30 protein-coding genes are annotated in these 22,865 nt (G+C 56.5%); 26 read left to right on the top strand and 4 right to left on the bottom strand.

The genetic code is table 11. The features are described 5' to 3' along the window. Positions 1 to 82: 82 nt before the first annotated feature. On the bottom strand, positions 83 to 232 hold the full coding sequence (locus ACQUTG_RS06100) for a hypothetical protein (protein ID WP_428918558.1): 150 nt from the start codon (positions 230 to 232) through the stop codon (positions 83 to 85). 305 nt (positions 233 to 537) lie between these two features. Here ACQUTG_RS06100 and ACQUTG_RS06095 point away from each other — a divergent pair, with 305 nt between their 5' ends. The 8 genes from ACQUTG_RS06095 to ACQUTG_RS06060 all read left to right on the top strand — a co-directional run bounded on the left by ACQUTG_RS06095 (position 538) and on the right by ACQUTG_RS06060 (position 8,181). Continuing rightward, positions 538 to 2,676 carry an adenosylcobalamin-dependent ribonucleoside-diphosphate reductase gene (locus tag ACQUTG_RS06095; protein WP_428918557.1) on the top strand — a complete coding sequence of 713 codons (2,139 nt, stop codon included), beginning with the start codon at positions 538 to 540 and terminating at the stop codon, positions 2,674 to 2,676. 28 nt (positions 2,677 to 2,704) lie between these two features. After that, positions 2,705 to 3,403: an NrdJb gene (locus ACQUTG_RS06090; protein ID WP_428918556.1), complete on the top strand. Its 699-nt coding sequence runs from the start codon at positions 2,705 to 2,707 to the stop codon at positions 3,401 to 3,403. 297 nt (positions 3,404 to 3,700) lie between these two features. After that, positions 3,701 to 4,540, top strand: a complete 840-nt coding sequence (locus tag ACQUTG_RS06085) for a DUF4062 domain-containing protein (protein WP_428918555.1) — start codon at positions 3,701 to 3,703, stop codon at positions 4,538 to 4,540. Between the two features lie 78 nt (positions 4,541 to 4,618). After that, on the top strand, positions 4,619 to 4,894 hold the full coding sequence (locus tag ACQUTG_RS06080; protein ID WP_428918554.1) for a hypothetical protein: 276 nt from the start codon (positions 4,619 to 4,621) through the stop codon (positions 4,892 to 4,894). A gap of 183 nt (positions 4,895 to 5,077) precedes the next feature. After that, complete coding sequence (locus ACQUTG_RS06075) at positions 5,078 to 6,649, top strand: IS1182 family transposase (RefSeq protein ID WP_428918553.1); 1,572 nt, start codon at positions 5,078 to 5,080, stop codon at positions 6,647 to 6,649. 221 nt (positions 6,650 to 6,870) lie between these two features. After that, positions 6,871 to 7,272 (top strand): GFA family protein, encoded by a 402-nt coding sequence (locus tag ACQUTG_RS06070; RefSeq protein WP_428918552.1) that lies wholly within the window; start codon positions 6,871 to 6,873, stop codon positions 7,270 to 7,272. A gap of 69 nt (positions 7,273 to 7,341) precedes the next feature. Next, positions 7,342 to 7,881: a CPBP family glutamic-type intramembrane protease gene (locus tag ACQUTG_RS06065; RefSeq protein WP_428918551.1), complete on the top strand. Its 540-nt coding sequence runs from the start codon at positions 7,342 to 7,344 to the stop codon at positions 7,879 to 7,881. A 69-nt stretch (positions 7,882 to 7,950) separates the two neighbouring features. Next, positions 7,951 to 8,181 carry a ChaB family protein gene (locus ACQUTG_RS06060; RefSeq protein WP_428918550.1) on the top strand — a complete coding sequence of 77 codons (231 nt, stop codon included), beginning with the start codon at positions 7,951 to 7,953 and terminating at the stop codon, positions 8,179 to 8,181. A gap of 73 nt (positions 8,182 to 8,254) precedes the next feature. Here ACQUTG_RS06060 and ACQUTG_RS06055 read toward each other — a convergent pair whose 3' ends face one another. Then, positions 8,255 to 8,653 (bottom strand): thioredoxin family protein, encoded by a 399-nt coding sequence (locus tag ACQUTG_RS06055; RefSeq protein WP_428918549.1) that lies wholly within the window; start codon positions 8,651 to 8,653, stop codon positions 8,255 to 8,257. A 19-nt stretch (positions 8,654 to 8,672) separates the two neighbouring features. Here ACQUTG_RS06055 and ACQUTG_RS06050 point away from each other — a divergent pair, with 19 nt between their 5' ends. From ACQUTG_RS06050 to ACQUTG_RS06005, 10 genes are all read left to right on the top strand, one after another. After that, entirely contained in the window at positions 8,673 to 8,939 is a 267-nt protein-coding gene (locus ACQUTG_RS06050; protein WP_428918548.1) for a DksA/TraR family C4-type zinc finger protein, read from the top strand. Between the two features lie 158 nt (positions 8,940 to 9,097). Next, positions 9,098 to 9,532, top strand: a complete 435-nt coding sequence (locus ACQUTG_RS06045) for a GFA family protein (RefSeq protein ID WP_428918547.1) — start codon at positions 9,098 to 9,100, stop codon at positions 9,530 to 9,532. Positions 9,533 to 9,605: 73 nt separating this feature from the next. After that, the gene (locus tag ACQUTG_RS06040; RefSeq protein ID WP_428918546.1) at positions 9,606 to 10,634 is read left to right on the top strand and encodes a DUF2235 domain-containing protein; all 1,029 of its coding nucleotides are present in this window, start codon (positions 9,606 to 9,608) and stop codon (positions 10,632 to 10,634) included. A 98-nt stretch (positions 10,635 to 10,732) separates the two neighbouring features. Next, positions 10,733 to 11,065 (top strand): YnfA family protein, encoded by a 333-nt coding sequence (locus ACQUTG_RS06035; RefSeq protein ID WP_428918545.1) that lies wholly within the window; start codon positions 10,733 to 10,735, stop codon positions 11,063 to 11,065. 92 nt (positions 11,066 to 11,157) lie between these two features. Further along, positions 11,158 to 11,826 carry a dihydrofolate reductase family protein gene (locus ACQUTG_RS06030; protein WP_428918544.1) on the top strand — a complete coding sequence of 223 codons (669 nt, stop codon included), beginning with the start codon at positions 11,158 to 11,160 and terminating at the stop codon, positions 11,824 to 11,826. A gap of 4 nt (positions 11,827 to 11,830) precedes the next feature. Next, positions 11,831 to 12,313: a VOC family protein gene (locus tag ACQUTG_RS06025; protein WP_428918543.1), complete on the top strand. Its 483-nt coding sequence runs from the start codon at positions 11,831 to 11,833 to the stop codon at positions 12,311 to 12,313. 139 nt (positions 12,314 to 12,452) lie between these two features. Continuing rightward, entirely contained in the window at positions 12,453 to 12,905 is a 453-nt protein-coding gene (locus ACQUTG_RS06020; RefSeq protein ID WP_428918542.1) for a carboxymuconolactone decarboxylase family protein, read from the top strand. A 236-nt stretch (positions 12,906 to 13,141) separates the two neighbouring features. Next, entirely contained in the window at positions 13,142 to 13,555 is a 414-nt protein-coding gene (locus ACQUTG_RS06015; RefSeq protein WP_428918541.1) for a PaaI family thioesterase, read from the top strand. A gap of 56 nt (positions 13,556 to 13,611) precedes the next feature. Beyond that, positions 13,612 to 13,929, top strand: a complete 318-nt coding sequence (locus ACQUTG_RS06010; protein ID WP_428918540.1) for an antibiotic biosynthesis monooxygenase family protein — start codon at positions 13,612 to 13,614, stop codon at positions 13,927 to 13,929. Positions 13,930 to 14,048: 119 nt separating this feature from the next. Continuing rightward, complete coding sequence (locus ACQUTG_RS06005; RefSeq protein WP_428918539.1) at positions 14,049 to 14,288, top strand: hypothetical protein; 240 nt, start codon at positions 14,049 to 14,051, stop codon at positions 14,286 to 14,288. Between the two features lie 68 nt (positions 14,289 to 14,356). Here the strand turns inward: ACQUTG_RS06005 and ACQUTG_RS06000 are convergent, their stop codons facing one another. After that, the gene (locus tag ACQUTG_RS06000) at positions 14,357 to 15,394 is read right to left on the bottom strand and encodes a fatty acid desaturase family protein (protein WP_428918538.1); all 1,038 of its coding nucleotides are present in this window, start codon (positions 15,392 to 15,394) and stop codon (positions 14,357 to 14,359) included. Positions 15,395 to 15,673: 279 nt separating this feature from the next. Between ACQUTG_RS06000 and ACQUTG_RS05995 the strand changes: the two genes are divergently transcribed. From ACQUTG_RS05995 to ACQUTG_RS05960, 8 genes are all read left to right on the top strand, one after another. Further along, complete coding sequence (locus tag ACQUTG_RS05995) at positions 15,674 to 16,162, top strand: CBS domain-containing protein (RefSeq protein WP_428918537.1); 489 nt, start codon at positions 15,674 to 15,676, stop codon at positions 16,160 to 16,162. Between the two features lie 75 nt (positions 16,163 to 16,237). After that, complete coding sequence (locus ACQUTG_RS05990) at positions 16,238 to 17,524, top strand: cation:proton antiporter (RefSeq protein WP_428918536.1); 1,287 nt, start codon at positions 16,238 to 16,240, stop codon at positions 17,522 to 17,524. A gap of 118 nt (positions 17,525 to 17,642) precedes the next feature. Then, positions 17,643 to 17,894, top strand: a complete 252-nt coding sequence (locus tag ACQUTG_RS05985; RefSeq protein ID WP_343817148.1) for a GlsB/YeaQ/YmgE family stress response membrane protein — start codon at positions 17,643 to 17,645, stop codon at positions 17,892 to 17,894. Between the two features lies 1 nt (position 17,895). Then, entirely contained in the window at positions 17,896 to 18,588 is a 693-nt protein-coding gene (locus ACQUTG_RS05980; protein WP_428918535.1) for an aspartate/glutamate racemase family protein, read from the top strand. Positions 18,589 to 18,601: 13 nt separating this feature from the next. Continuing rightward, positions 18,602 to 19,345, top strand: a complete 744-nt coding sequence (locus ACQUTG_RS05975) for an SGNH/GDSL hydrolase family protein (protein ID WP_428918534.1) — start codon at positions 18,602 to 18,604, stop codon at positions 19,343 to 19,345. Positions 19,346 to 19,895: 550 nt separating this feature from the next. Then, a complete protein-coding gene (locus ACQUTG_RS05970; protein ID WP_428918533.1) occupies positions 19,896 to 20,450 on the top strand; it encodes a hypothetical protein in 555 nt (184 codons plus the stop codon). A 187-nt stretch (positions 20,451 to 20,637) separates the two neighbouring features. Further along, entirely contained in the window at positions 20,638 to 21,264 is a 627-nt protein-coding gene (locus ACQUTG_RS05965; RefSeq protein WP_428918532.1) for a class I SAM-dependent methyltransferase, read from the top strand. Then, entirely contained in the window at positions 21,245 to 22,114 is an 870-nt protein-coding gene (locus ACQUTG_RS05960; RefSeq protein ID WP_428918531.1) for a helix-turn-helix domain-containing protein, read from the top strand. Before ACQUTG_RS05965 ends, ACQUTG_RS05960 begins: the two co-directional genes overlap by 20 nt. On the opposite strand, the gene ACQUTG_RS05955 is transcribed toward ACQUTG_RS05960, so the two are convergent. Further along, complete coding sequence (locus ACQUTG_RS05955) at positions 22,073 to 22,666, bottom strand: LysE family translocator (protein ID WP_428918530.1); 594 nt, start codon at positions 22,664 to 22,666, stop codon at positions 22,073 to 22,075. The two genes, ACQUTG_RS05960 and ACQUTG_RS05955, sit on opposite strands and share 42 nt — an antisense overlap. Positions 22,667 to 22,865: the final 199 nt, after the last annotated feature.

Below are 22,865 nucleotides of genomic sequence, written 5' to 3'. Positions count from 1 at the left end.
GACGCCACCCGCTCACTTTAGCGACACGTCCGGCAAGGGTACGTGCAGGGATCACAAAACATGCAACTCCGAATGATTGGCATCATTTGACTGAAATCTGACCACAATATGTAGTGTTTTTGAGCAATCTTTCCCAAGCGTCGGTTTTTCCGCGGCTTTCGGTATTTTCAAGCCCTCTTCCATTGATTTTCTTTGCCCCGCATCCCCAATCAATAGTTGCGTTCTTATTCACACAATACTATATCCTGTTATACTCCTTGAAAAATAAGCCCACATATAGGGCCACAAGGACAAACCCGACCTGCCCACCCGGCAGGCGCGAGAAGGCCTCAGCCAGGGCCTCAGCAACGATCACACAACGGGAACGGCCGTCAACGGCTGGCAGGGAAGACCCCCACATCTTGTGGTCTTCTTCCCTATCCGCCCAAGCCGGGCCCGCAAGACACAGAAACAGACAGACGCAACACGACTCAAAGGGGTATGGCACCGGCGACGGCGCCATCGAAAAGAGACATACTGGAAGAACCGAGGGTGGCAATGAACGCTAAGGCACAGGCAGTGATCACAACGATTCCCATGCAGGAAGCTTCACTGGATATCTGGAGCAGCAAATACCAGCTCAAGACCAAGACCGGTGAACCCGTCGACAAGGACATCAACGCCACCTACGAACGTGTGGCCAAAGCCCTGGCGGAAGTGGAAAACAAGTCCGTGCGCACCAAGCACATGAAGGACTTCATCTGGGCCTTGCAGAACGGCGCCATCCCTGCCGGCCGTATTACCTCCAACGCCGGTGCCGAAGCCCACAAGCCGGCTACTTCCACCATCAACTGCACCGTCTCCGGTACCGTCCATGACTCCATGAACGACATCCTGGAGAAGAACCACGAAGCAGGCCTGACCCTCAAGGCCGGTTGCGGTATCGGTTACGAGTTCTCCACCCTGCGCCCCCGCGGCGCCTACGTAGCCGGCGCCGGCGCCACCACTTCCGGCCCGCTGTCCTTCATGGATATCTTCGACCGCATGTGCTTCACCGTGTCCTCCGCCGGTGGCCGCCGCGGTGCACAGATGGCCACCTTCGACGTTCACCACCCGGACGTGATCGAGTTCATCCAGGCCAAGCGTGAAGACGGCCGCCTGCGCCAGTTCAACCTGTCCCTGCTGATCACCGAGGACTTCATCGAAGCCGTGCGCAACGGCGACGACTGGCACCTCTCCTTCCCGGTCACCCAGAAGGAAGTGGAAGACGAAGGCCTGGACCTGAGCGATACCTCCCAGTACCTGTACCGCGATTTCCCGGTGCAGGACGGTTACGTGGTCAACGATGAAGGCAAGGTTGCCTGCCGCATCTACAAGACGGTCAAGGCCCAGTTCATCTGGGACACCATCATGACCAGCACCTACGACTACGCCGAGCCGGGCTTCATCCTGATCGACAAGGTCAACCAGATGAACAACAACTGGTTCTGCGAAGACATCCGCGCCACCAACCCCTGCGGCGAGCAACCCCTGCCCCCGTATGGCAGCTGCCTGCTGGGCTCGGTGAACCTGACCAAGTTCGTGGAATACCCGTTCACCGACAAGGCCAGCTTCAACTACGAGAAGTACCGCAAGGTAGTGGGCATCTTCACCCGCATGCTGGACAACGTGGTTGAGATCAACGGCCTGCCGCTGGCCGAGCAGCGCCACGAGATTACCCACAAGCGCCGCCACGGCATGGGTATCCTGGGCCTGGGCTCCACCCTCGCCATGCTGCGTATGCCGTACGGTTCTGAAGAATCCGTACAGTTCACCGAGGAAGTGGTGCGTGAGATGGCCGTGGAAGGCTGGCGCCAGTCCCTGGCCCTGGCCGAAGAGAAAGGCCCGGCGCCGATCATGGACGAAGAGTTCGAAATCACTCCGAAGATGATGACCAAGTGCCCGGAGCTGGCCAAAGAAGGCTACAAGGTCGGCGACATCCTCAAGGGCAAGCTGCTACACGCCCGCTTCAGCCGTTACATGCAGCAGATCGCCCACGTGGAGCCGGAGCTGGTGAAGCAGCTGGCCGAGAAAGGTGGCCGCTTTACCCACCACACCTCCATCGCGCCCACCGGCACCATCAGCCTGTCACTGGCCAACAACGCCAGTAACGGCATCGAGCCGAGCTTCTCGCACCACTATGCGCGTAACATCATCCGCGAAGGCCGCAAGACCAAGGAGAAGGTAGACGTATTCTCCTTCGAGCTGCTGGCCTACCGCCACCTGGTGAACCCGGGCGCCATGCCGTTCTCCGAAGACGAGGACAAGAAACTGCCGGCCTACTTCACCACCTCGGACGACGTAACGCCGACGCAGCACGTGGACATCCAGGCCGCCGCCCAGAAGTGGGTAGATTCCTCGATTTCCAAGACGGCCAACGTTCCGACAGACTTCGCATACCAGGACTTCAAGGGCATCTACCTGTACGCCTACGACAAGGGCCTGAAGGGTTGCACCACCTTCCGCTTCAACCCGGAAGCGTTCCAGGGCGTGCTGGTGAAAGAGAAAGACCTTGAGAACACCCTCTACGAGTTCACCCTGGACGATGGCAGCAAGGTGACCCTGCGCGGTAACGAACAGGTGGAGTACGACGGCGAAATCCACAACGCCGCCAACCTGTTTGATGCGCTTAAAGAAGGCACCTACGGCAAGTACTGATCCGGGAACCGACAACAGGACAACGAACATGACAGTCAAAATCAGCAACAAAATCGTCGGCTACCGCGTTAAGAAGGCCGAGACCGAAACCCCGAACGAGCACCAGGCGCAGGTACAGGCAGAAAGCAAGCCGGTCCAGATGAACGAATACATCGAACGGCCGGACTTCCTGCTGGGCACCACCTACAAGATCAAGCCGCCGGTGGCCGAGCACGCGATGTACATCACCATCAACGACATCCTGCTCAACGAGGGAACGGACCACGAGAGCCGCCAGCCCTACGAAGTGTTCATCAACTCCAAGTCGATGGAGCATTTCCAGTGGGTTATCGCCCTCACCCGCGTCATCTCCGCGGTGTTCCGCAAAGGCGGTGACGTCACCTTCCTGGTGGAAGAGCTGCGCTCCGTGTACGACCCCAACGGCGGCTACTTCAAGAAAGGCGGCGTATTCATGCCCTCACTGGTGGCCGAAATCGGCGCCGTGATCGAGAAGCACCTGAAGGCCATCGGCCTGCTGGAAAGCGAGGAAATGAGCGAAACCACCAAGCGCATCCTCGCCGAAAAGCGCGCCGAGTTCGAAGCCAGCCAGAGCACGGCGACGAATGACGAAACCAGCAACGACTACCCCGCCAACGCCACCATGTGCGGCAAGTGCAGCACCAAGGCGGTGATCGTAATGGACGGTTGCGCCACCTGCCTGGCTTGCGGCGATAGCAAGTGCGGTTGAGGTGATTTAGTGGTGAATTAGCAAGAAGGCCCGGGGTGAGAACTTCGGGCCTTTTTGTTTGGGGTTGGGGATTGTCTGAGCGGGGCCTGTATTCGTGTGATCGGTTCGTTATTACGCGGTGATATTGGGTTTTTTTGGCGCAACAGACTGGTAATCTACTGATTTAAGGCCATATTTATCCGTAGGTTGCTTATAAATGACGTAAACATAGGGCGCATAAATGAAGACGCCACATTTCAGTAATCATGAATACGTCTATCGAATACGCTGTTATGTTTTCAAACAAATGGATTTCCTATGAGCTACAGGGCAACGGTTTATAACGTGATGATCGCCTCACCCGGAGATGTCGCCTCCGAGAGGGCTATCGTTCGGGAAGTCATTGCTGAATGGAATGCCGTCCATTCTTCGACCCGCAAGATTGTTCTACTGCCGACTGGCTGGGAGTCACATTCATCCCCTGAAATGGGAGATTCAGCTCAATCAATCATAAATGATCAGGTGCTGGATAAAGGCGATCTATTGGTCGGCGTTTTTTGGACCCGAATCGGAACACAAACGCAGGATTACGCGAGTGGAACTGTCGAAGAAATTGAGCGGCACATATCATCGGGAAAGCAGGCAATGTTGTATTTCTCGGAGCAACCTGCACGCCTTGATAGTGTTGATGAGGGGCAATACCAAGAGCTAAAAAGGTTTAAGTCCTCCTGCAAAGATCGAGGGCTATACGAGGTCTATGACAGCCACTCTCAGTTCAAGGAAAAGTTCTATCGGCACCTCCAATTAAAGTTGAATGAGCATCAACTGTTTGCCTCTGCGGAAGAAGCCTCGTTTATAGATCCCATCCCGCTTCCTGACGATTCCCAGTTACCGGAGTTATCGGAGGAAGCCAGAATGTTGCTAAAAGAGGCCAGCTTGGATGGGCATGGTGTGATCATGCATCTCCGCCACCTTGGGGGTACTGACCTTCAAACGAACGGCAAGAATTTGATCAACGATCAGAATCGCAGAGTCGTCGCCCAATGGGAGGCAGCCCTACAACAGTTGATTGAAGCGGACTTGGTCGTAGAGCGAGGCATCAAAGGAGAAATATTCGAGATCACAGAGCGTGGATTCCAGGTTGCGGATTCGCTCTAAAACATAACCAGTGCAGGCAAGGGACGCTCCTAGCGTCGCGCCCCTGCTGCAGGCGTTAAAGGCTCAAGGGAGTTTTCAGTGAGCAAAGAAGAACTTTCCCCAGAAGACCAGGCCTACTACAAGCGTTTTGAGGTCAAGCCGCTACGAGTATTGCTGTATTTCCTGGCAGTGGTTTACTTGGTGTTTGTCTTTGCGGTTGGTGGTTCTCAGTTCAGCGGAGGTTTTTTCAGCGGCGCGGTTGGGAGCTTTATCCTGATTCAGGGGATCGATCTCTCTAACAGAAGACTTACCGTAATTGGTGGGTTCCTGACAGTTGTGAGCGTCTTACAGACGATATCTTTGGCTATGTCGTGACGAGCGCTAACTGATGGGGGCGTGTCCAATTATTTGGGGGAATACCATTCCCGGCCTGGTGGCCGTCCACCGGACTCCCCTGACGAGCCGCCGCTTATTTCCGCGTTGAGGCTGTAGAAAAACTCCCAAAAACCAGCGCTTGGCTTTGATAGGATGCAGAAAACGGATCAACGGAAGGTCGGCATGCCCCGCTTCAAGCACTACAGCTACGACCAAGACGCGATGGTCGTGATCAACTACCAGGAACAGCTTCAGCCCGGCACCTTTGAACACGCGGTGCACTACCTGATCGAGCACAAGCTGGACCTGTCGGTATTCCATCCCAAGTACCGCAACGAAGACACCGGCCGGCTGGCCTACGATCCGGCCATCCTCCTGAAGATCATCCTGTTCGCCTACTCCAAGGGCATTACTTCCAGTCGCGAGATGCAGTGGTGCTGCGAGACCAACATCATCTTCAAAGCGTTATCCTGCGATACCGTTCCGCACTTCACCACCTTGGCCAAGTTCGTCAGCAGCCACTCGGATGAGATCGAAGAGTTGTTCGAGCAGGTATTGTTGGTCTGCCACGACCAGGGCCTGCTGGGCAACGAACTCTTTGCCATCGACGGCTGCAAGATGTCGTCGAATGCGGCCAAGGAATGGTCCGGCACCTTCAAAGAACTGGAAGAGAAACGCGCCAAGCTGCGACGGCTGGTTCGCCATCACCTCGAGGCCCATCACGAGCGGGACGAGGCTGAGACCGAGGCCGAACTGGACCGGGATATCCGACGAGCGAAGACCATCCTCTCCCTGGATGAGGCCGCAAAGAAAGTCGACCGCTTCCTAAAGACGAACCGCCCAAGGATGGGCCGGGGGAAGCGGAGCAAGGAAGTGAAGAGCAACATCACCGATAACGAAAGCGCCAAGATGACCACCAGCAAGGGCACGATTCAGGGCTATAACGGCGTGGCCACGGTGGACAAGAAACACCAGATCATCATCGACGCCCAGGCCTTTGGCGAAGGCCAGGAACACCACACCCTGCAACCGGTAGTGGAGAGCGTGGAAGCCCGCTTCAAGAAACTGGGTATCGCCGACAACATCTACCAGCAAGGTACCATCGTTACCGCTGATACCGGCTTCGCCAACGAAGCCAACATGAAGTACCTGCACGAACGGCAGATCAATGGCTACGTGCCGGACAACCGGTTCCGCAGCCGTGATCCGAAGTTCCAGAACCAGAAAGACAAGTATGGCAAGCGCCATCAGAACCAGCCGGATACGGGCTGGAAAGACATTATTCCGGCCAGTGAATTCCAGTTCGATCCGGTCAGCCTGACCTGCCTTTGCCCGGCGGGTGAGAGCCTGAAATACCATGCCACTCGCACGGACCAAAATGGCCTGAGTCGGGCCTACTTCCAGGGCCGCCTTTTGCAATGCCGACACTGCCCGAAGAAGCACCAGTGCATGCAGAACCCGAAGGCTGCCAATCACCGGAAAGGCAAAGGTCGGCAGGTATCATTCATCATTGAGAACAAGCGCCTGCCGACCTACACGGATTGGATGAAACACCGTGTGGATAGCCAGCAAGGCAAGGAAATCTATAGTCACCGGATGTCGGTCGTGGAGCCGGTGTTCGGTAACATTGGTACCACGAAGCGACTGAACCGCTTCAGCCTGCGAGGCAGGAAGAAAGTACAGAGCCAGTGGCAGCTATACTGCCTGGTGCACAATATTGAGAAGCTGGCGAATTACGGGCGGTTGGCGGCGTAATGCCGAGGGTGGAAGGCCAGAAATGTGGTCGCTGAATGCTAGTAATACCGGCACTGAGACCGTCAAAGGGCCGAAACTGATGGCTGAACATTGGAATGGCGATAATCAGCTAGCTGATGGCCGCTACAAAAATTTTAAGAACCAGGCGCTGGGAACGACTCGGAACCGGGTTTTTCTACAGCCTCGTTGTATTTCACCCAGTGGCCATGGAAGGAGTTCTGATGACTAATCATTTCGGTTCTTGTCTGTGCGGCACGGTGAACTTTGAGGTAGAAGGTGACTTCGACAGCTTTTACCTGTGTCATTGTCTACGTTGCCAAAAAGATACGGGTTCTGCTCATGCGGCAAATCTGTTCTCACGGTCAGCTAAATTGATCTGGCAGTCGGGTGCAGATGCTGTAACTTCCTTTACGCTTCCAGGCACTCGTCACAACAAAAGCTTTTGTAAGTTGTGTGGTTCAGCATTGCCAAGCACTCAGATCGCAGGTTTGCTCGTCGTTCCCGCAGGGTGTTTGGACACTGAACTCTCTATGTTGCCAACTGCGCACATTTTTTCATCCAGCAAAGCTACTTGGGATGGGGAGTTAGGAGACGTGCCAAAATTCGAGGGTCTGCCAGAGTGAGCGACCATCACACGACAAGTGACTGGGCGAGAAGACCGGAACAGATCTATTTTCTGAATCCGTAACCCTATGATTTCAGCAAAGCCTGTAAAGTCCCTCGGCAACAACCTTGGCCAGGGTTTCCTGACCTCCCCTTTCCAGGCCCCGTTGAAGGCCTGGGCACTGGTCCCAGTGTTCGCAATCCTATCGGTATCCGTTGGTTTCGGCGCCGGTTTTTTCCAATTCGGGTGGCTGGACTCGCCAATCACGCCCGTGCTACCCATCATATTGTTCGTGTTCCCATCGATGCTCGAAGAGGCCTTCTTCAGGGGCGTACTTATACCCAGAAACATCCTGGCATCGGGGCACTTGAAAGCTGTCTGGAGTGTGGCAATCAGCACACTGGTCTTCGTTCTGTGGCATCCGTTCAATGCGCTGGCGTTTAACCCCACCGCTGTTCCTCTTTTCCTGGATCCGTGGTTTCTGGTCATCGTATGCGCTATGGGGGTTACCTGTGGCTACGCCTACGTGCTTTCCCGGTCTATCTGGGTTCCGGTGATCATTCACTGGGCTGCGGTAACGGTTTGGGTGCTTTTTCTTGGCGGCAGAAATCTTGTGCTGGAGTTGTAAGCTTTTGCCGGCCCCGGGACTACCAGCTGCTAGGCTGTCACTGAGGGAAACGTTTTAAGGACGAGACCAATGCCATACGATAGCAATTCGGAACTACCAGCCAGTGTACGAGACAATTTGCCAGCCCATGCTCAGGAGATTTATCGCAAAGCGTTCAATTCCGCCTGGGAAGAATATAGCGATCCTGAAGATCGCCGTGGCAATTCAGGGCGGGAAGAAACAGCCCACAAGGTAGCCTGGGCGGCGGTAAAAAAGGAATACCACAAGGAAGGTGACAAGTGGGTGAGGGACAAAACCTGAGGATAGATCGAGGAAACCTGTTTCCGCTCCGAAAGCGGGACAGACTTTTACATCTACCACTACCAGCACGTCCTCACAGAATTTTCTTCAGTGCACCCTCGATCTCGCCGCTGTTTTCCGGGCGGACCAGCCGCACCATTTCTTCACCATCCTTCAGAAAAATCAGCGACGGCCAGAGCTTAACGCCAAATGTACGCCCCAGCCTCCGGCCTTTGCCATCCTCAACTTTCACATGCGGAACGCCTGGGTGATTGTCCATGGCCGCCTTGATATCGGCCTGCGCACCCTGGCAGATCCCGCACCAGTTGGTACCGAATTCGATGACCATCGGGCCCGTGGTCTGGTCCAGCTCGTCACGGCTGAGCGTTTCGGGTGTATATTGGCTGGTATAGGACATGGTGTTGCCTCGTTGGGTTATCGGCAATCTTGGAGCACCTGCACTCGAATGATACCGTTTGGTGGTTTCAGTCATCCAGACTCCGGAGGGGCTCATGGCAGGTGGATGGTCACGTGATGGTGCGGTTCAGGAACAGATCGACGCAAGCGTTGAAGACGAAATTCAGCGCGCACGCAGCCAGTTAGCCGAAGGCGAGAGCGCCACGAATTGCGATGAGTGTGACGCTCCGATTCCGGAAGCCCGGCGCAAGGCCATTCCCGGTGTACGGCTGTGCATTGACTGCCAGTCGGCCCATGAGAAGCAGCAGACCCACTCCGGCAGCATCAATCGCAGAGGCAGTAAGGACAGCCAGCTTCGATAGCCTGTTGGTTTCGCCTGTAATCGGGTACCCCCATGGCAACCGGAATCTTGGCAACTGATGTGCGCGGGAAGGTCTTTGGCTTTAAGCTACTGAAACAACAGCTTGTAGTTGCGCTTTACCCATAACGGGCCCTACTCCACTGTTAATCGGAATAACCAATGAACGGCGAATGCCTCTGTGGCGAAGTGCAATTCGAGATCCAGTGCGATCTCCCCAACCTCTACCAATGCCACTGCTCCCTCTGCCGCAAGGCCACCGGATCGGCAGCCAACGCAGCAACCTTTGTCCACCAGCAGGATTTCCGCTGGCTCTCAGGCCAGGACAGGATCACCTCGTTCCAGAAACCCACCGGCTATCGCAGTGATTTCTGCTCCGTGTGTGGCAGTCCGGTGCCCAACCAGCTGAGAGGCACCGAGCTGGTCTGGGTGCCCGCCGGTTTGCTGGAGGAGGATTTCGATACGGTGGTGAATGTTCATCTTCACCTCGACTCGGCGGCGGCGTGGGAGCGCGATTCTGAGAACTGCGTCCGGCTGGGCGCTGGCCCTGACAGCCTGGATGCCCTATACAAGGCTTTAACGGAGACAAATAGCTGAGTCCCACCCCGGGTATGGGCTTTGGATAGCAGCCCCGGGGAAACACGGAACCGGATGACAGGAGGTCACCCCCATGAAACGTATCGCGATCTGCTTTGACGGCACCTGGAACCGGCCCGAGGAAAACCTCAGCGAGGATTTTCCTACCAATGTGTTGCAGTTCTCCCGGGCCATTCGGCCTTCGGATGGTGAGGGGGTGGAACAGGTGGTGTTCTACGACTGGGGCATTGGCTCCTACCACGATGAGATCCGCGCCGGCGCCACGGGCTATGGCCTTGAAAAGAATGTCATGGATGGCTACCGCTTCCTGGTGCACAACTACGAACCCGGTGACGAGATTTTCCTGTTCGGGTTCAGCCGGGGTGCATACACCGCCCGCAGCCTCTGCGGGATGGTCAACAACTGCAGCGTTCTGCGCAAAGACAATGCCGAGCTGATCGAAACCGCCTTCAAGCTTTACAAGACCAAAAGCCACAAGGCCAACGACGACTACTCCATGGCGTGGAAGAAAAAGCATTCCGTGGAGCAGCGCACTGCTATCAAGTTCGTCGGCGTGTGGGACACGGTTGGCGCCCTGGGACTGCCTTTCACGGTCTTTGGGCTGATCCGGGATCGCGATCTGTTTTACGATCGCAAGATCGGCAGCAATGTTCGGGTGGCACGCCATGCTCTTTCGCTCGACGAACAGCGGGAGCCCTTTGAACCTACTCTCTGGGAGCCCAGACCGGGGACCGATCTGGAGCAGGTGTGGTTTGCCGGCGTGCACTCGGACGTTGGCGGCGGCTACGGGCCGGACAAGCTGGGCCGGATTCTGGCAGACATTCCCCTGCTCTGGATGGCGGAGGAGGCGGAAAAACACCAGCTGGTGTTCAATAACAACCTGCCAACCCGGACCCATCCCACCGCTGAACAGCACAACGAGTACAAGGGCAAGTATAAGCTGCTGGGCAAACTGGTCCGGGAAATACCGGCGCCGGACCAGAACCGTACCTTCGTCCATCCCAGTGTGAAGCAGCGGTACCAGAATGGTTATCGCAGTGAGCCTATCGAACAGTACATCAGGAAGCACGGGCAATGGCCGCCCCTGTGGCCGACCACTTAGGGGGAACCGAGTGCTCTGGACCGGGCGCTGCTGCGGTCAGTAGACTGACTGATCGACCCGGCTAACAGCCGCCAGCCAATCAACAGGAGCCCTGCCCAGTGCCTGAACTGAAAACCCTCGGTCTGTTTGTCGTCACCGCCCTGGCGGAGATCGTTGGCTGTTACCTGCCCTACCTCTGGCTTCGCGAAGGCAAAAGCATCTGGCTGCTTGTGCCCGGCGCCCTCAGCCTCGCGCTTTTCGCCTGGCTGTTGTCGCTTCATCCGACGGCGGCCGGCCGGGTGTATGCGGCTTATGGCGGGGTCTATGTTTTTATGGCGATACTGTGGCTCTGGGCGGTTGACGGTATCCGGCCCACCGGGTGGGACATCCTTGGCTCGGCCGTGGCCCTGCTGGGTATGGCGATCATCATGTTTGCGCCGAGGGGCAGCTAAACGGGTTTGCATCCAGAATAAAACTTGCTGTCGATTTATCGGTGCCTCACGCGACTACTGGTTGCAAGAACGCAAACCAGGAGGATGAACTCATGCGAAAAGTGATTGTTGGTGCCATGGTGTCGCTGGATGGAGTGATGCAGGCACCCGGCGGGCCTGAAGAAGATCCCACCGGTGGATTCGGCTACGGCGGCTGGGTCGCCCCGATGGTGGATGAGGTGTTTGGCGAAGAGATAGACCGTATGTTCGGCCAGCCCTTCGACCTTCTGCTCGGGCGCAAGACCTATGAGATTTTTGCCGCTCACTGGCCCTATGCCGAGGACGGGCCGGACGACTCCATCGCCAAAACCTTCAATTCGATCAACAAGTACGTTGCAACCCGGAAAGGGCTCGATCTGACCTGGCAGGGCTCGGTGGCACTCAATGACGCAGCGGCCGATGTCGCACGGCTAAAGCAGGAGGAGGGTCCTGCGCTGGTTACGCAAGGCAGCTCGGATCTGCTACAGACGCTATTCGCGAACGACCTCGTGGATCAGATCAATGTCTTCACCTTCCCGGTCGTACTCGGCCACGGCAAGAAGCTGTTTGGCGATGGCACCAAACCAGCCGCATTCAAGCTGGCCGCCAGCCGGGTTTCACCGAGCGGCATAGTGCTTGCGCGCTACGTGCGCGATGGCAAAGTAGCAACCGGCGACTTTGCCATGGACCCACCTACTCCGGCGGAACTCGCACGCCGCGAAAAACTACGGCAGGAGGGCTAACGCGATGGAACACGCAAAGAACACCATTTGCCTCTGGTTCGATGGCGGCGCCGAAGAGGCGGCCCGCTTTTATGCGGAGACTTTTCCGGATTCATCCGTGGGCAGAATCCTCCGTGCTCCGGGAGACTTTCCATCCGGCAAGAAAGGCGATGTGCTGACCGTGCAGTTTATGGTCCTCGGCATCCCCTGCCTCGGGCTCAACGGCGGGCCCGCCTTTACCCACGACGAAGCCTTTTCCTTCCAGATTGCCACCTACGATCAGGAGGAGACCGACCGCTACTGGAATGCCATTATCGGTAATGGCGGCGAAGAAAGCGCCTGTGGCTGGTGCCGGGACAAATGGGGCATCTCATGGCAGATTACGCCGGTGGCTTTGACCGAAGCCATCGCCGACCCGGATCCTGCAGCTGCGAGCCGGGCGTTCGAGGCGATGATGGAGATGGGTAAGATCGACATTGCGACCATTGAAGCGGCGCGAAGGGGTTAAGTAACGGGGGCCTCGGACCCCGCTCAACGGATCTCGCGGGCCATAAGCTTTCTCAGGCATGTCACAAAGTCCGGGGCCAATTCGTCTACCTCTGTAGAAATCCATGGAAATGATCCATGGATCACAGAGGAGCCAGAAAATGGAGAAACGCCTGAATGCTTACAAAGCCAATCCGGAGGCCATCGCAGCCATGGCCAGGCTGGACGACCATGTGCGCCGTTGTGGGCTGGAAGAAAGCCTCATCGAGCTGGTAGTCACGCGGGCCTCGCAGATTAACGGGTGTGCCTTTTGCTTGCACAAACACACCAGTGAAGCCCGCACAGCTGGTGAGAGTGAGGCTCGGCTGTATCTGCTGTCCGCATGGCGTGAATCGTCCCTGTATACCCCCCGGGAAAAAGCGGCGCTGGCCTGGACCGAAGCGTTGACGAGACTCCAGGACACCGGCGCTCCCACCCGGGACTATGAGCTGGGCCTCGCCCACTTCTCTGAGAAGGAGTTTGTGGATCTGACGCTGTTAATCGGCGTCATCAATGCCTGGAACCGGATTGGCGTAGGATTCAGGAACGCTCACCCGAACGAAGCGGCGTTTTGAAAACCATGCGAAGTACCGGATTTGTGACTGACTTTGCCTTGACGGAGCCTCTGCTGGAACCACTGGAGGCTCCGGTAGACGCTCAGGCTCTGGCCAGCGATGTCTCTTTTGCACTATAGCGGAGAATCGAATAGTGGCTCTTTATGTGATTCGCAATCCGGACAAGTTGCGCCATCTGGCGGACCAATTACCAGAGCACGGGGTTAACGGCGGTAATGCTGAGGAGAGATCATTCAATGAGTGAGTTACTGGAATTTGGAAAGAAAATACTGAAGAACCAGCCATTCAGCGCCCTGCTCGGCACCGAGCTGGAGGTCTTTGAGCCCGGAACCGCCGTTCTCTCGCTTGCCATCAGGCCGGAGTTGAAACAACAGCACGGTTTTGTTCATGGAGGCGTTGTCAGTTACCTGGCTGACAACGCATTGACCTATGCCGGGGGCTCTGTCCTGGGCGATTCGGTGACTTCCGAATACAAGATCAATTACCTCCGCCCTGCGATCGGAGACAAGCTGGTCGCCAGGGCCACAGTCCTCTCGTCGGGCAGAAACCAGGCAGTCTGCCAGTGCACCGTTATCGCGAATGGAGAGGCCGGTGAGCGCACCGTTGCAGTGGCCCAGGGCACGATCAACAAGGTTGATTCCAAAAGCTGATCCTTTCACAGCTGGAAAACACCGCGCTGCATTGCATCAATTGCCCGGAGGATATTATGTCAGACATCGCGAATACCCCCACCCCTCCCTACTACGCCGTTATTTTCAGCAGCCACCGGACGGACGGGGATAACGGCTATACGGAAATGGCCGAGCGCATGGCGCAGTTGGCCTCCCAGCAACCCGGATACCTGGGTATGGAGTCCGCCCGGGAAGGTCTGGGCATTACGGTTTCCTATTGGGAAAGCCTCGAAGCCATCCGCAACTGGAAAAGCAATGCCGAGCATCAGGAAGCCCAGCGGCTGGGTCACCAGCAATGGTATTCCAGCTTTCGTGTTCGGGTGGCGAAGGTAGAAAGGGAATACGGTATCTGACCCTGAATTAAAGTTGATCGTAATAGCGGCAGCGTGAGCCAACTCGTACTATTTTCATGTGAGTGACCAGAAGCACGATTGCAGTCTGGTCCCCAAAACACGCAGGGAGCTCACTACCTATGACTAACTTACCGGATGTCGGAGAAAGAATTGGTGCCGGCGAATCTGCCAGCATTGAAAATACCCATACCGCCAGGCTTTCAATCAGCCTGTTCTGTGGTGATGGTTGCCGGGTTGATATTGATCTGGGGCCTGGACAGGTTCTGGAGTTTACCGCCGGCAATTCAGACGCGAAGGTCGTCCTGCACCATGGTGATCCTGCTAACCTACTGATCATCAAGCCGGAATCTGCTTCCTGAAAGGTGGAATCCCGGCATAAAACATGAGTCGCTGATGCACTGCGGGTGAGGCGACTCGTCCTCCTCGTTCAACCCCGGGCCTCCCGATAGGACACCATTCGCTGCTTGTCCTCATCCCAAAGGGCGTACCGGAAGCAGTCCGCAATGTCGCCGGGTGCAAGGGTTGTTGTTATTGGTGATTGCAGTTCGGGAATGGCCGCCATTACATCCGGAAGGCGGTAGAAAGGGATTCGTACATTGAGATGGTGGATATGGTGGAAACCGATATTCCCGGTAAACCACTGCATAACCCGATTCATCCGCATGAAACTTGAGGACTCCATGGCCCCGCGGTAAAAGGTCCAGTCTTCTGACGAGGCAATCTTCATGCGGCGGAAACTGTGCTGGGCGAAAAACAGATAACACCCCATCGCCGAGGCAAGGGTCATGGGTAACAGGATGACAAAGAAGACCAGACTGAACCCGCCCAGCATCCAAAGCACTGCAATCAACCCGAAATGACTGAGCAGTGCTATCAGGGAGTCGAAGTGTTTGCCGGGGTCCTTCAGCAGGGGGATGAGCGTAATGTTTAACCCGAAAACGATGGGGTAGCTCAACAGCACCACCATGGGATTCCGCTGTGCACGATAGGCGAAGCGCTGCCACCACGTTGATTCCCGCCACATACGGGCGGTTATCAGCGGGAAAGCGCCCACACTGGCAGACGAAATCTGGCCAACGTGGCCGTGGTGATAATTGTGACTGGCAAGCCAGGAGCGCGTTGGCGTCAGGGTCAGGGCGCCGTAGGCGTGAAAAAGCCAGTAGGCAATCCGGGAGTCTTTGAGAATCGCACCGTGCAGGTAATCGTGAAAGGTGATGAAGGCGCGTACCATCAGCAGACCTCCCAATACTGAAAACACCACTCTGAGGGGCCACCACGGAATCACCCCGGCGGCCGTCAGTGCTGCAATCATCAATCCGAAGGTAGAGCCGACGTACCACCAGCTTGTTGCGGCTGACTCTTCAACGTACGGCTTCGTGGCCGCGAGCAACTCCCGGCCAACCCGGATGCCCTCGCTGTGTTCCGGTGAGCTGTTGCCCGATTCCTGGAGATTACCCTGATCCATGGCTGATCCCTCCCTGCCAATAAAATTAGATCCTGTGGCGGATAATTTCCAACAACATGGCTGGGACTGCAGTGCCCCGGGGCCCGGGCACTTTGATGCGCATCAGTCATGGACAATCAGCCAATATAAGCTCACATTGGACGTTGCGCCGGATCATTGATGGAAACGGCGCTGCCTTCAGGATGGATAGCCCAATGAGGTTTGCAGAGTCCGACGTCGCAAGGGCGTATTGCTGACGGCATTCATTCGAACGCTTCCCTAAGGACGGAGAAAATCCAAATGAAAGTCAACGAAGTCATGGTTACCGAAGTGGCGAGTTGTTCCCCACAAACCTCCTTGCAGGACATCGCAATGCTGATGTGGAACAACGACTGTGGCGCCATTCCACTGGTCGATGACGATGAGCATCCAGTGGGCATCATTACCGACCGGGACATCTCCATGGGCGCTGCGCTACAACACAAACCCTTGTGGGAGCTTCGCGGCGAGGAGATATCCAACCATCGGGAACTCTATTGCTGCGGGCCGGAGGACACCATTCAGAAAGCACTCCAGCTGATGGAAGCACGGGAGGTGCGGCGTCTTCCCGTTGTGAATCAGTACAACCAGCTGTGCGGCATGGTCAGCCTGGGGGACATCGTTTCCTTCACGAGCACCGAAAGCGTAAAGAAAGCCGGAGATGCAAAGATTTCCTCGGCGGATACGATGGAGTTTTTACGGCACATAAGTGCGCATCACCCCGGCCACAAGGCTACCGCCACCCTGTAAAGGCCATTTTCGGATCGCAGTCGACCGTTCACTGAAGCGGCGACTGCCCCGTTCGAAAGCAAGCGGAAAACCACCGTGACCATCGCAACCTGGTTTGTATTGATTGGAAGCCTGTTGATCTTGATAGGTCTGCGGTCATCCCTTCTTCGGCGTTTCCATCTGACGCCGCCCCTGGTCTACCTGGCAGTCGGCGTTGCACTCGGACCGTCAGTACTTGGCGCCTTTCATTTCAACCCGCTGGAACAGGCACAACTACTGGAAGTGCTGGCCGAAGTTGCGGTTCTGGTGTCGCTGTTCATTGCCGGTATGAAAATGCCGGTCCCGTTCCAGTGGCGGGCATGGCGCGCGCCGATTCGACTTGCATTTCTCTCCATGACTATCAGTGTCGCGCTGACTGCGGCTTTTGGTTACTACGTGCTTGCCCTGCCCCTGGGCGCAGCCATTCTCCTGGGCGGCATTCTGGCGCCCACCGACCCAGTGCTGGCAACGGAAGTCCAGGTTCGCCACGTGGGCGATCAGGACCCTTTGCGATTCACCCTGACCAGTGAAGCCGGCATGAATGATGGCAGCGCCTTCCCGTTTGTCATGCTGGGGCTGGCCATGATCGGCTCTCCGGCAAGTTCTGAACTGCTCAGTACCTGGGTGCTGAAGGACGTTTTGTGGTCAACGCTGTCGGCCCTGGTTGTTGGACTGGCCCTGGGATGGTTGTTGGCACATGTTGTACAGAAGCAGCGCGTCCTGGAGAGCGAAGGCCCTTTACTGGACGACTTTCTTGGTCTGGGATTGATCGGTGTGGTTTATGGCACCTGTCTGGTCGTTGAGGCTTGGGGGTTTATGGCAGTTTTTGTCTCGGCAATTTCTCTTCGGCAAACGGAACTCAAGCTCGCAGCCAGGGACGCCCCTGGTCATGACGGTCACATGTTACCGGTATCTATGGATCACACCTGGAAGCAAAGGCCACAGCTGAGGCCCCAGGTGTCCGAGGGCTCTTTGCTTTTCAAGGAACCCCTGGAGCGAATGGCGGAGCTGGTGCTCGTATTATTGTTGGGCGGGATGCTCTTTCTAGACTCCTGGAGCTTCAGGTCCGTCGGACTGGCGATGTTTCTGTTTGCAGTAATTCGGCCTGTCAGCGTTTATCTGGGCCTGCTTGGCTCTGGAATCCCGTTCAGGCTGCAGTTGCTGGTCGGCTGGTTTGGCGTGCGCGGAATCGGCTCAATCTATTACCTGATGTTCGCGATCGTATTTGGCCTGCCGGAAGACCTCGCCGTAGAGTTCATCCACATTACGCTGGTTGTTATCGTACTTTCGATCATCATCCACGGGCTGACTGTGAGGCCGATGATCGTGAGATGGTGGCCCTAGAATTCAGGTCAGAAAGCGCGCAAATATTCTAATCCAACAATGACTTTCGTCACTACCGGTGCTATGAGTTTTGTTGTCGGAACATACATTTTCGCCAAGGATTTACACTGGAGGCAACATGGATATCATTAGCTTAATAATATTTTTAGCCATCGGCGCACTTGTCGGCTGGCTTGCCGGCAACATTGTGAAAGGACGAGGGTTTGGCATCCTGGGCAATATTGTTGTGGGAATTGTCGGTTCAGTATTGGGCGGCTTTTTGTTCGGTTTGTTTGGCATAACAACAGGCGGGTTGCTGGGCTCAATAATCATGGCCACCATTGGCGCTGTCATTTTGTTGTATCTGATAAGTCTGGTTAAGAAGGGCTAGCATGAAAACCATTGGTCTGCTCGGCGGAATGAGCTGGGAATCGACCCAGACTTACTATCGGCTGCTCAATGAGGGCGTGAAAGAACGCCTGGGCGGACTGCATTCTGCAAAGCTGATTCTCTACAGCGTGGATTTTGCCGAGATCGAGGCGCTCCAGCACCAGGGCAAATGGGCAGAGACTGCCAACATTCTGTCCCGGGCTGCCCGCGCTCTTGAACAGGCCGGAGCGGATTTTCTGGTGATTGGCACCAATACCATGCACAAGGTAGCACCGGAGATTGAAAAGAGCATTGGGATTCCCCTGCTTCATATTGCCGATGCAACGGCCGGGGTCCTGAAGCGGGATGGCGTTTCCAGTGTGGGACTGTTGGGTACGCGGTTTACCATGGAGCAGGAGTTTTACCGGGAGCGTCTGGAACAGACCGGGATACAGGTGATCATTCCGGATGAGCCGGAGCGGGAATTGATTCACCGGGTCATCTATGAGGAGCTTTGCCAGGGCGAGATCATTCAGGCGTCAAAGCAGGCTTACCTGGAGATCGTCGCTTCCCTGGCAGAACGGGGCGCGCAGGCAGTCATCCTCGGCTGCACCGAGATCGGCCTGCTGATCCGGCAGGAAGATACGTCAGTCTCTCTCTATGACACCACCGAACTCCACGCCGCTCAGGCCGTTGAGAAGGCGCTTGCTACTTGATTGAGGTTTACCCATGCACCTTCCCTTCTGGCTGACCACCGCCCTGCTTTTCCCGGTACTGCTGTACCAGGGCAAACGTGCCCGGCGGGAAACGCCACGACTCCCGGAAGCTAAGGGCTCTCCAGGGGGCCAGTACGGCAAGGGCACCCCCGTGTTCCGGGTTCTGGTTATCGGCGAATCCACCGCCGCTGGCGTGGGTGTGTCCACCCATGACCAGGGCCTCGCCAGCCAGTTGGCGTTGCAGCTGTATGAACGCTCCGGGCAGACCATCGCCTGGCATACCTTCGGAGTGAACGGCATTCGTCTGGGCGAGCTCAATAGCAAGCTGGCAAATGCCGACCTGCCGGAAGCCGATGTGGTTTTACTCAGCATGGGCGTTAACGACACCACCGGATTCACCCCGAGGTTCCGGTTTCGCCAGCAGCTGACGGACCTGCGTAACCTGCTCGCCCAACGCTACCCGGCGCCGGTCTACCTGCTGAGCGTACCGCCGATGCATCTGTTCACGGCGCTGCCCTCGCCGCTCCGGCATATCATGGGTTGGCGGGCGCGGCAGCTGGATCGCCTGTACCAGGAACTGGCGCACCGGGCCCCGGGGGATTTCCGCTATCTGACCTACCCGACCATCACCGACACCTCGATGCTGGCCAGCGACGGCTATCATCCGAGTGACAAAGGCTACCGGGCCATTGCCGGAGCGCTGGCGACTGAAGGCTGGCTCCCCGACCATGGCCGCTCCGAGGACAAGGTCGCCTGACCTTCACATCCGGTTAGATACGGTCCCAGGATAAAGACCTTAGCTTACCCCCCCCGATGCTGCCCCGGGCTGCACCGGTTCTGGCGAGAGCTTAGAATCCGTCGGCCTATTTTACACTTCATCTTCCAGGCGCAAATCGCCCATCGCTGCCGATGTCTGTTTTCAGTGAACATCTTGTTCCGTGGCGTTCATCTTGCTTCCAAACACCTTTTGGCAGGTGTGTCGAGGGCTGACAGAGGGTTTGGTCATGATCTGGGTAGCGAAGGGAGCTTGCATCCCGGCTCTGGCAGCAATAATAAGCGGGTGCGACGGAATATCATCCAATGATCCAAGTGGGAGCGAAGTTGCCACGGACCAACTGGTAGTGGTTTTGTCCGGGCGGGCAGCTGTGGGCGCCCCGATTGCAAATGCTCCGGTTGATGCCCGATGCGAAAACGGGGGACGTTTCATTGAAGAGGTCCAGACGGATTCCTCAGGCGGTTTTACAGGGCAAGTAGCCGCGACCGCTCTACCCTGTGCCCTGAGGGTGAGTGCTGGAGCGGAGTATGACGTGTTGCACAGTTATACCGGCTCAGCGGGGACCGTCAACGTAACCCCATTCACAGATCTGATCATTACCCTCTCAACTTCGAGCACACCGGAAATCTGGTACCAGCAGGACGACTATGCCTCAATGACCAACAACCTGGATCAAGCCAAAAACGAGTTTGTTCAGGCCCTTACACAGGCAGGCTACAGTGTCCCGGCTGATTTCGATCCTTTCCACTCGAGTTTCCAGATAAACGACACGATCGACAAGCTGCTCGATGTCTTTTTTGAGGCTGTCAGAAATTTACCGAATGTTGCGAGTTACGGTGAGTTTGTTGACCTGATCTCCAGTGGCAACCTCGCCGCTATCCCGTCGGCTCCCCTACCTTCAGGCACCGATGACGGCGGCAGCGGTGGCGGTGATGGCAGCGGCGGCGACAGCAGCGGCGACGGTGGCGGTGGCGATGGCGGTGACGATGGCAGTAATGATGCCAGTGACGACGGAAGCAGCGATGGCAGTGGTAAAGGTAATGGCCGTGGTAATGGCAGTAACAAGGGCAGTGACGATGACGATTAAGACGGAAACGACGGCGATGGCGACAATGTAGAATGAGCCGGCCTGTTCGCATTAATGGAGGGGCCAGCTTTCTCCAATCCACAGAAATGCTCTTACGACTTTTTTAGCATAACGTTATTTCATCTTGAACTCGGTCACGAACGCCGCATAATCAGTTGAGTTTCCTTAACCAAAAACGGCCAGATTCATGAGCAAAGACTACTTCGCCCAAAAGGCAGACACCTACGAGCAGAATCGCGATCGCGTCGATAACGTTACCAATATCGCCAACACCATTCTGGAAAAGGCGCATATTGAACCCTCCATGCACCTGATGGATTTCGGCTCCGGAACCGGTCTTTTGCTGGAGCGGATTGCCCCTCACGTGAAGAAAATCACGGCGGTGGATATATCCCCCTCCATGAACCGCCAGCTCTCCGAAAAGCGGGCTTCACTGAACTGCGAGCTGGAGATCAAGGAGATTGATCTTGAAAAGCAGTCAATCGATGAACGGTTCGATGGCATCATTTCCTCCATGACCATGCATCACGTCAGGGATATTGATGCCATGTTCCGACGCTTCCGGGAGCTTCTGAAGCCGGGTGGTTTTATCGCCATTTCGGATCTGGACAAGGAAGATGGCACCTTCCATAGTGAAGACACCGGCGTATTCCATTTCGGTTTTGAGCGGGACGACATCGCCCGTGCTGCTGAAAAGGCAGGCTTCTCCGGAGTTGAGGTCGTGTCCGCCAGCGCCATCGAAAAAGAAGATCGGAGCTATCCGGTGTTCTTGCTGACTGCGAGCGCCAATTCAGATGAAAACAGCCACCAGTAAAAGCAAGCCCATCTTCTGGCGAGACGCCCGCCTGCCCCATGTGGAGCTGCGCAAGGTCGCCGACGGTCGCGAGGTTTGCTATGCCCCGCACACTCACACCCAGTGGTCGATGGGCGCCATCACCGGGGGCAAGAGTAAATTTCAGTACCGGGATGATCATTACCGTGTCCAGGCGGGGGATCTTGTGCTGATGAACCCCGAGTGGGTCCATACCTGCAATCCCATCGACAATCAGCCGTGGGCGTATCTGATGTTATATGTGGATACGACGTGGCTGACAGACCTGCGGTTCCGGGCGGGACTGCTCCCGGAACCGCGGTGGCAGGACATCTCCACTGCAGTGATATCGGATGCCGCCTGGTTTGAACGTTACTGCCAGTTGGCCGAATGCCTGCTGGAACCGGGGCATGAGTTGCTTGAGAAGCAATCGAAGCTTGTGGAGTTTCTGTCAGACCTGATGCATGAACTGGCGAGCCAACCCGTCGCAACAGCACCAAAGACGCCAGAGATTCTCGCTGGCCTGGCCCGCTATCTGGACGACCACGCAACAGATGACGTCTCGCTGGACACCCTTTGCGAGTTGTCCGGGTTCAGCCCGGGCCATCTGATCCGGGCGTTCAAACAACATTTCGGACTCACGCCCCACGCTTATCTGGTGAACCGTCGCGTGCAACTGGGGCGCCATGAACTCAAGAACGGTTCCGCCATTGCCGAGGCAGCCCTGAACGCGGGCTTCGCCGACCAACCGCATTTCCAGCGTGCCTTCAAACGGCTGATGGCAGCAACGCCAAACCAGTATCGGCGCGCTTCAGCCGATCACCAGGTACAGGCAGCTCGCCGCGAGCAGTAAAGCCAGTACCCGGTTTACCGTTGCCAACACCACGGGCCGCTGAACCTGTTTCCGGAGAAAGGCACCTGCATAGACCCAGCACGCCAGGGAGAGCCAGCAAATCGGCAGGTACACCGAGGCGAACAACAGCACCTGGGGCCAGTCATTAGCGCTGGTATAGGCGCCGATGCCGGAAGCCGAGGCTAACCAGGCCTTGGGATTGAGCCACTGCATCAACGCCCCGGTCCCGAAGCCGGGTGCCTTTTCCGCCGCATTCTCGGGCATGTGGCCGCTATCGAGGGCCAGTTTCACACTCAGATAGAGCAGAAATGCCACACCCGCCCACCTCAGAAATGCCTCAAAGGCCGGCACCAGGGTCAGGAGGGAGTAAAGTCCCAGCCCAACGGAGATGAACAGTGCGATAAAGCCGATGGTGGCACCGCTTACGAAGATCAGCCCCCGCGAAACGGGGTAACGGGTTCCGCTGCTCAGGCATACCAGGTTAACTGGCCCCGGCGATATGGATGCGGCCAGGGCAAAGGCGGACATGGGCAGAATCAGTGAAAGACTCATTGGATCAGTGCTCCTTGGTGATGGTTCACTGAGTCTGGCCTGATTCAAAGGAGATTTATTGCACAAAATTGCGGTTCAGACTTTACAAATCCGGCCTCAGCCGCAATCCTTTCACTGCAAACAGTCGGCGAAAGAATGTAGTCAAATCATACACCTCCACTCGCCGGCACAGGGAAAATGGAAGCATGCCAGTGGCATT

Source organism: Marinobacter sp. DUT-1 (assembly GCF_050379415.1).
Lineage (GTDB): Bacteria > Pseudomonadota > Gammaproteobacteria > Pseudomonadales > Oleiphilaceae > Marinobacter.
Note: the sequence above shows the minus strand (reverse complement) of the source record. Positions and strands in the feature narration are given on the sequence as shown.

What these genes read in the sequence shown, in the direction of transcription:
- ACQUTG_RS06060 (WP_428918550.1), top strand. Translation starts at nt 7,951, where the DNA reads ATGCCATACGATAGCAATTCGGAACTACCAGCCAGTGTACGAGACAAT.
- ACQUTG_RS06040 (WP_428918546.1), top strand. Translation starts at nt 9,606, where the DNA reads ATGAAACGTATCGCGATCTGCTTTGACGGCACCTGGAACCGGCCCGAG.
- ACQUTG_RS05955 (WP_428918530.1), bottom strand. Translation starts at nt 22,666, where the DNA reads ATGAGTCTTTCACTGATTCTGCCCATGTCCGCCTTTGCCCTGGCCGCA.
- ACQUTG_RS06005 (WP_428918539.1), top strand. Translation starts at nt 14,049, where the DNA reads ATGACTAACTTACCGGATGTCGGAGAAAGAATTGGTGCCGGCGAATCT.
- ACQUTG_RS05960 (WP_428918531.1), top strand. Translation starts at nt 21,245, where the DNA reads ATGAAAACAGCCACCAGTAAAAGCAAGCCCATCTTCTGGCGAGACGCC.
- ACQUTG_RS06055 (WP_428918549.1), bottom strand. Translation starts at nt 8,653, where the DNA reads ATGACTGAAACCACCAAACGGTATCATTCGAGTGCAGGTGCTCCAAGA.
- ACQUTG_RS05995 (WP_428918537.1), top strand. Translation starts at nt 15,674, where the DNA reads ATGAAAGTCAACGAAGTCATGGTTACCGAAGTGGCGAGTTGTTCCCCA.
- ACQUTG_RS06000 (WP_428918538.1), bottom strand. Translation starts at nt 15,394, where the DNA reads ATGGATCAGGGTAATCTCCAGGAATCGGGCAACAGCTCACCGGAACAC.
- ACQUTG_RS06030 (WP_428918544.1), top strand. Translation starts at nt 11,158, where the DNA reads ATGCGAAAAGTGATTGTTGGTGCCATGGTGTCGCTGGATGGAGTGATG.
- ACQUTG_RS06095 (WP_428918557.1), top strand. Translation starts at nt 538, where the DNA reads ATGAACGCTAAGGCACAGGCAGTGATCACAACGATTCCCATGCAGGAA.
- ACQUTG_RS06050 (WP_428918548.1), top strand. Translation starts at nt 8,673, where the DNA reads ATGGCAGGTGGATGGTCACGTGATGGTGCGGTTCAGGAACAGATCGAC.
- ACQUTG_RS06010 (WP_428918540.1), top strand. Translation starts at nt 13,612, where the DNA reads ATGTCAGACATCGCGAATACCCCCACCCCTCCCTACTACGCCGTTATT.
- ACQUTG_RS06045 (WP_428918547.1), top strand. Translation starts at nt 9,098, where the DNA reads ATGAACGGCGAATGCCTCTGTGGCGAAGTGCAATTCGAGATCCAGTGC.
- ACQUTG_RS06090 (WP_428918556.1), top strand. Translation starts at nt 2,705, where the DNA reads ATGACAGTCAAAATCAGCAACAAAATCGTCGGCTACCGCGTTAAGAAG.
- ACQUTG_RS06020 (WP_428918542.1), top strand. Translation starts at nt 12,453, where the DNA reads ATGGAGAAACGCCTGAATGCTTACAAAGCCAATCCGGAGGCCATCGCA.
- ACQUTG_RS05980 (WP_428918535.1), top strand. Translation starts at nt 17,896, where the DNA reads ATGAAAACCATTGGTCTGCTCGGCGGAATGAGCTGGGAATCGACCCAG.
- ACQUTG_RS06025 (WP_428918543.1), top strand. Translation starts at nt 11,831, where the DNA reads ATGGAACACGCAAAGAACACCATTTGCCTCTGGTTCGATGGCGGCGCC.
- ACQUTG_RS05975 (WP_428918534.1), top strand. Translation starts at nt 18,602, where the DNA reads ATGCACCTTCCCTTCTGGCTGACCACCGCCCTGCTTTTCCCGGTACTG.
- ACQUTG_RS05965 (WP_428918532.1), top strand. Translation starts at nt 20,638, where the DNA reads ATGAGCAAAGACTACTTCGCCCAAAAGGCAGACACCTACGAGCAGAAT.
- ACQUTG_RS06065 (WP_428918551.1), top strand. Translation starts at nt 7,342, where the DNA reads ATGATTTCAGCAAAGCCTGTAAAGTCCCTCGGCAACAACCTTGGCCAG.
- ACQUTG_RS06070 (WP_428918552.1), top strand. Translation starts at nt 6,871, where the DNA reads ATGACTAATCATTTCGGTTCTTGTCTGTGCGGCACGGTGAACTTTGAG.
- ACQUTG_RS05985 (WP_343817148.1), top strand. Translation starts at nt 17,643, where the DNA reads ATGGATATCATTAGCTTAATAATATTTTTAGCCATCGGCGCACTTGTC.
- ACQUTG_RS06085 (WP_428918555.1), top strand. Translation starts at nt 3,701, where the DNA reads ATGAGCTACAGGGCAACGGTTTATAACGTGATGATCGCCTCACCCGGA.
- ACQUTG_RS06075 (WP_428918553.1), top strand. Translation starts at nt 5,078, where the DNA reads ATGCCCCGCTTCAAGCACTACAGCTACGACCAAGACGCGATGGTCGTG.
- ACQUTG_RS06015 (WP_428918541.1), top strand. Translation starts at nt 13,142, where the DNA reads ATGAGTGAGTTACTGGAATTTGGAAAGAAAATACTGAAGAACCAGCCA.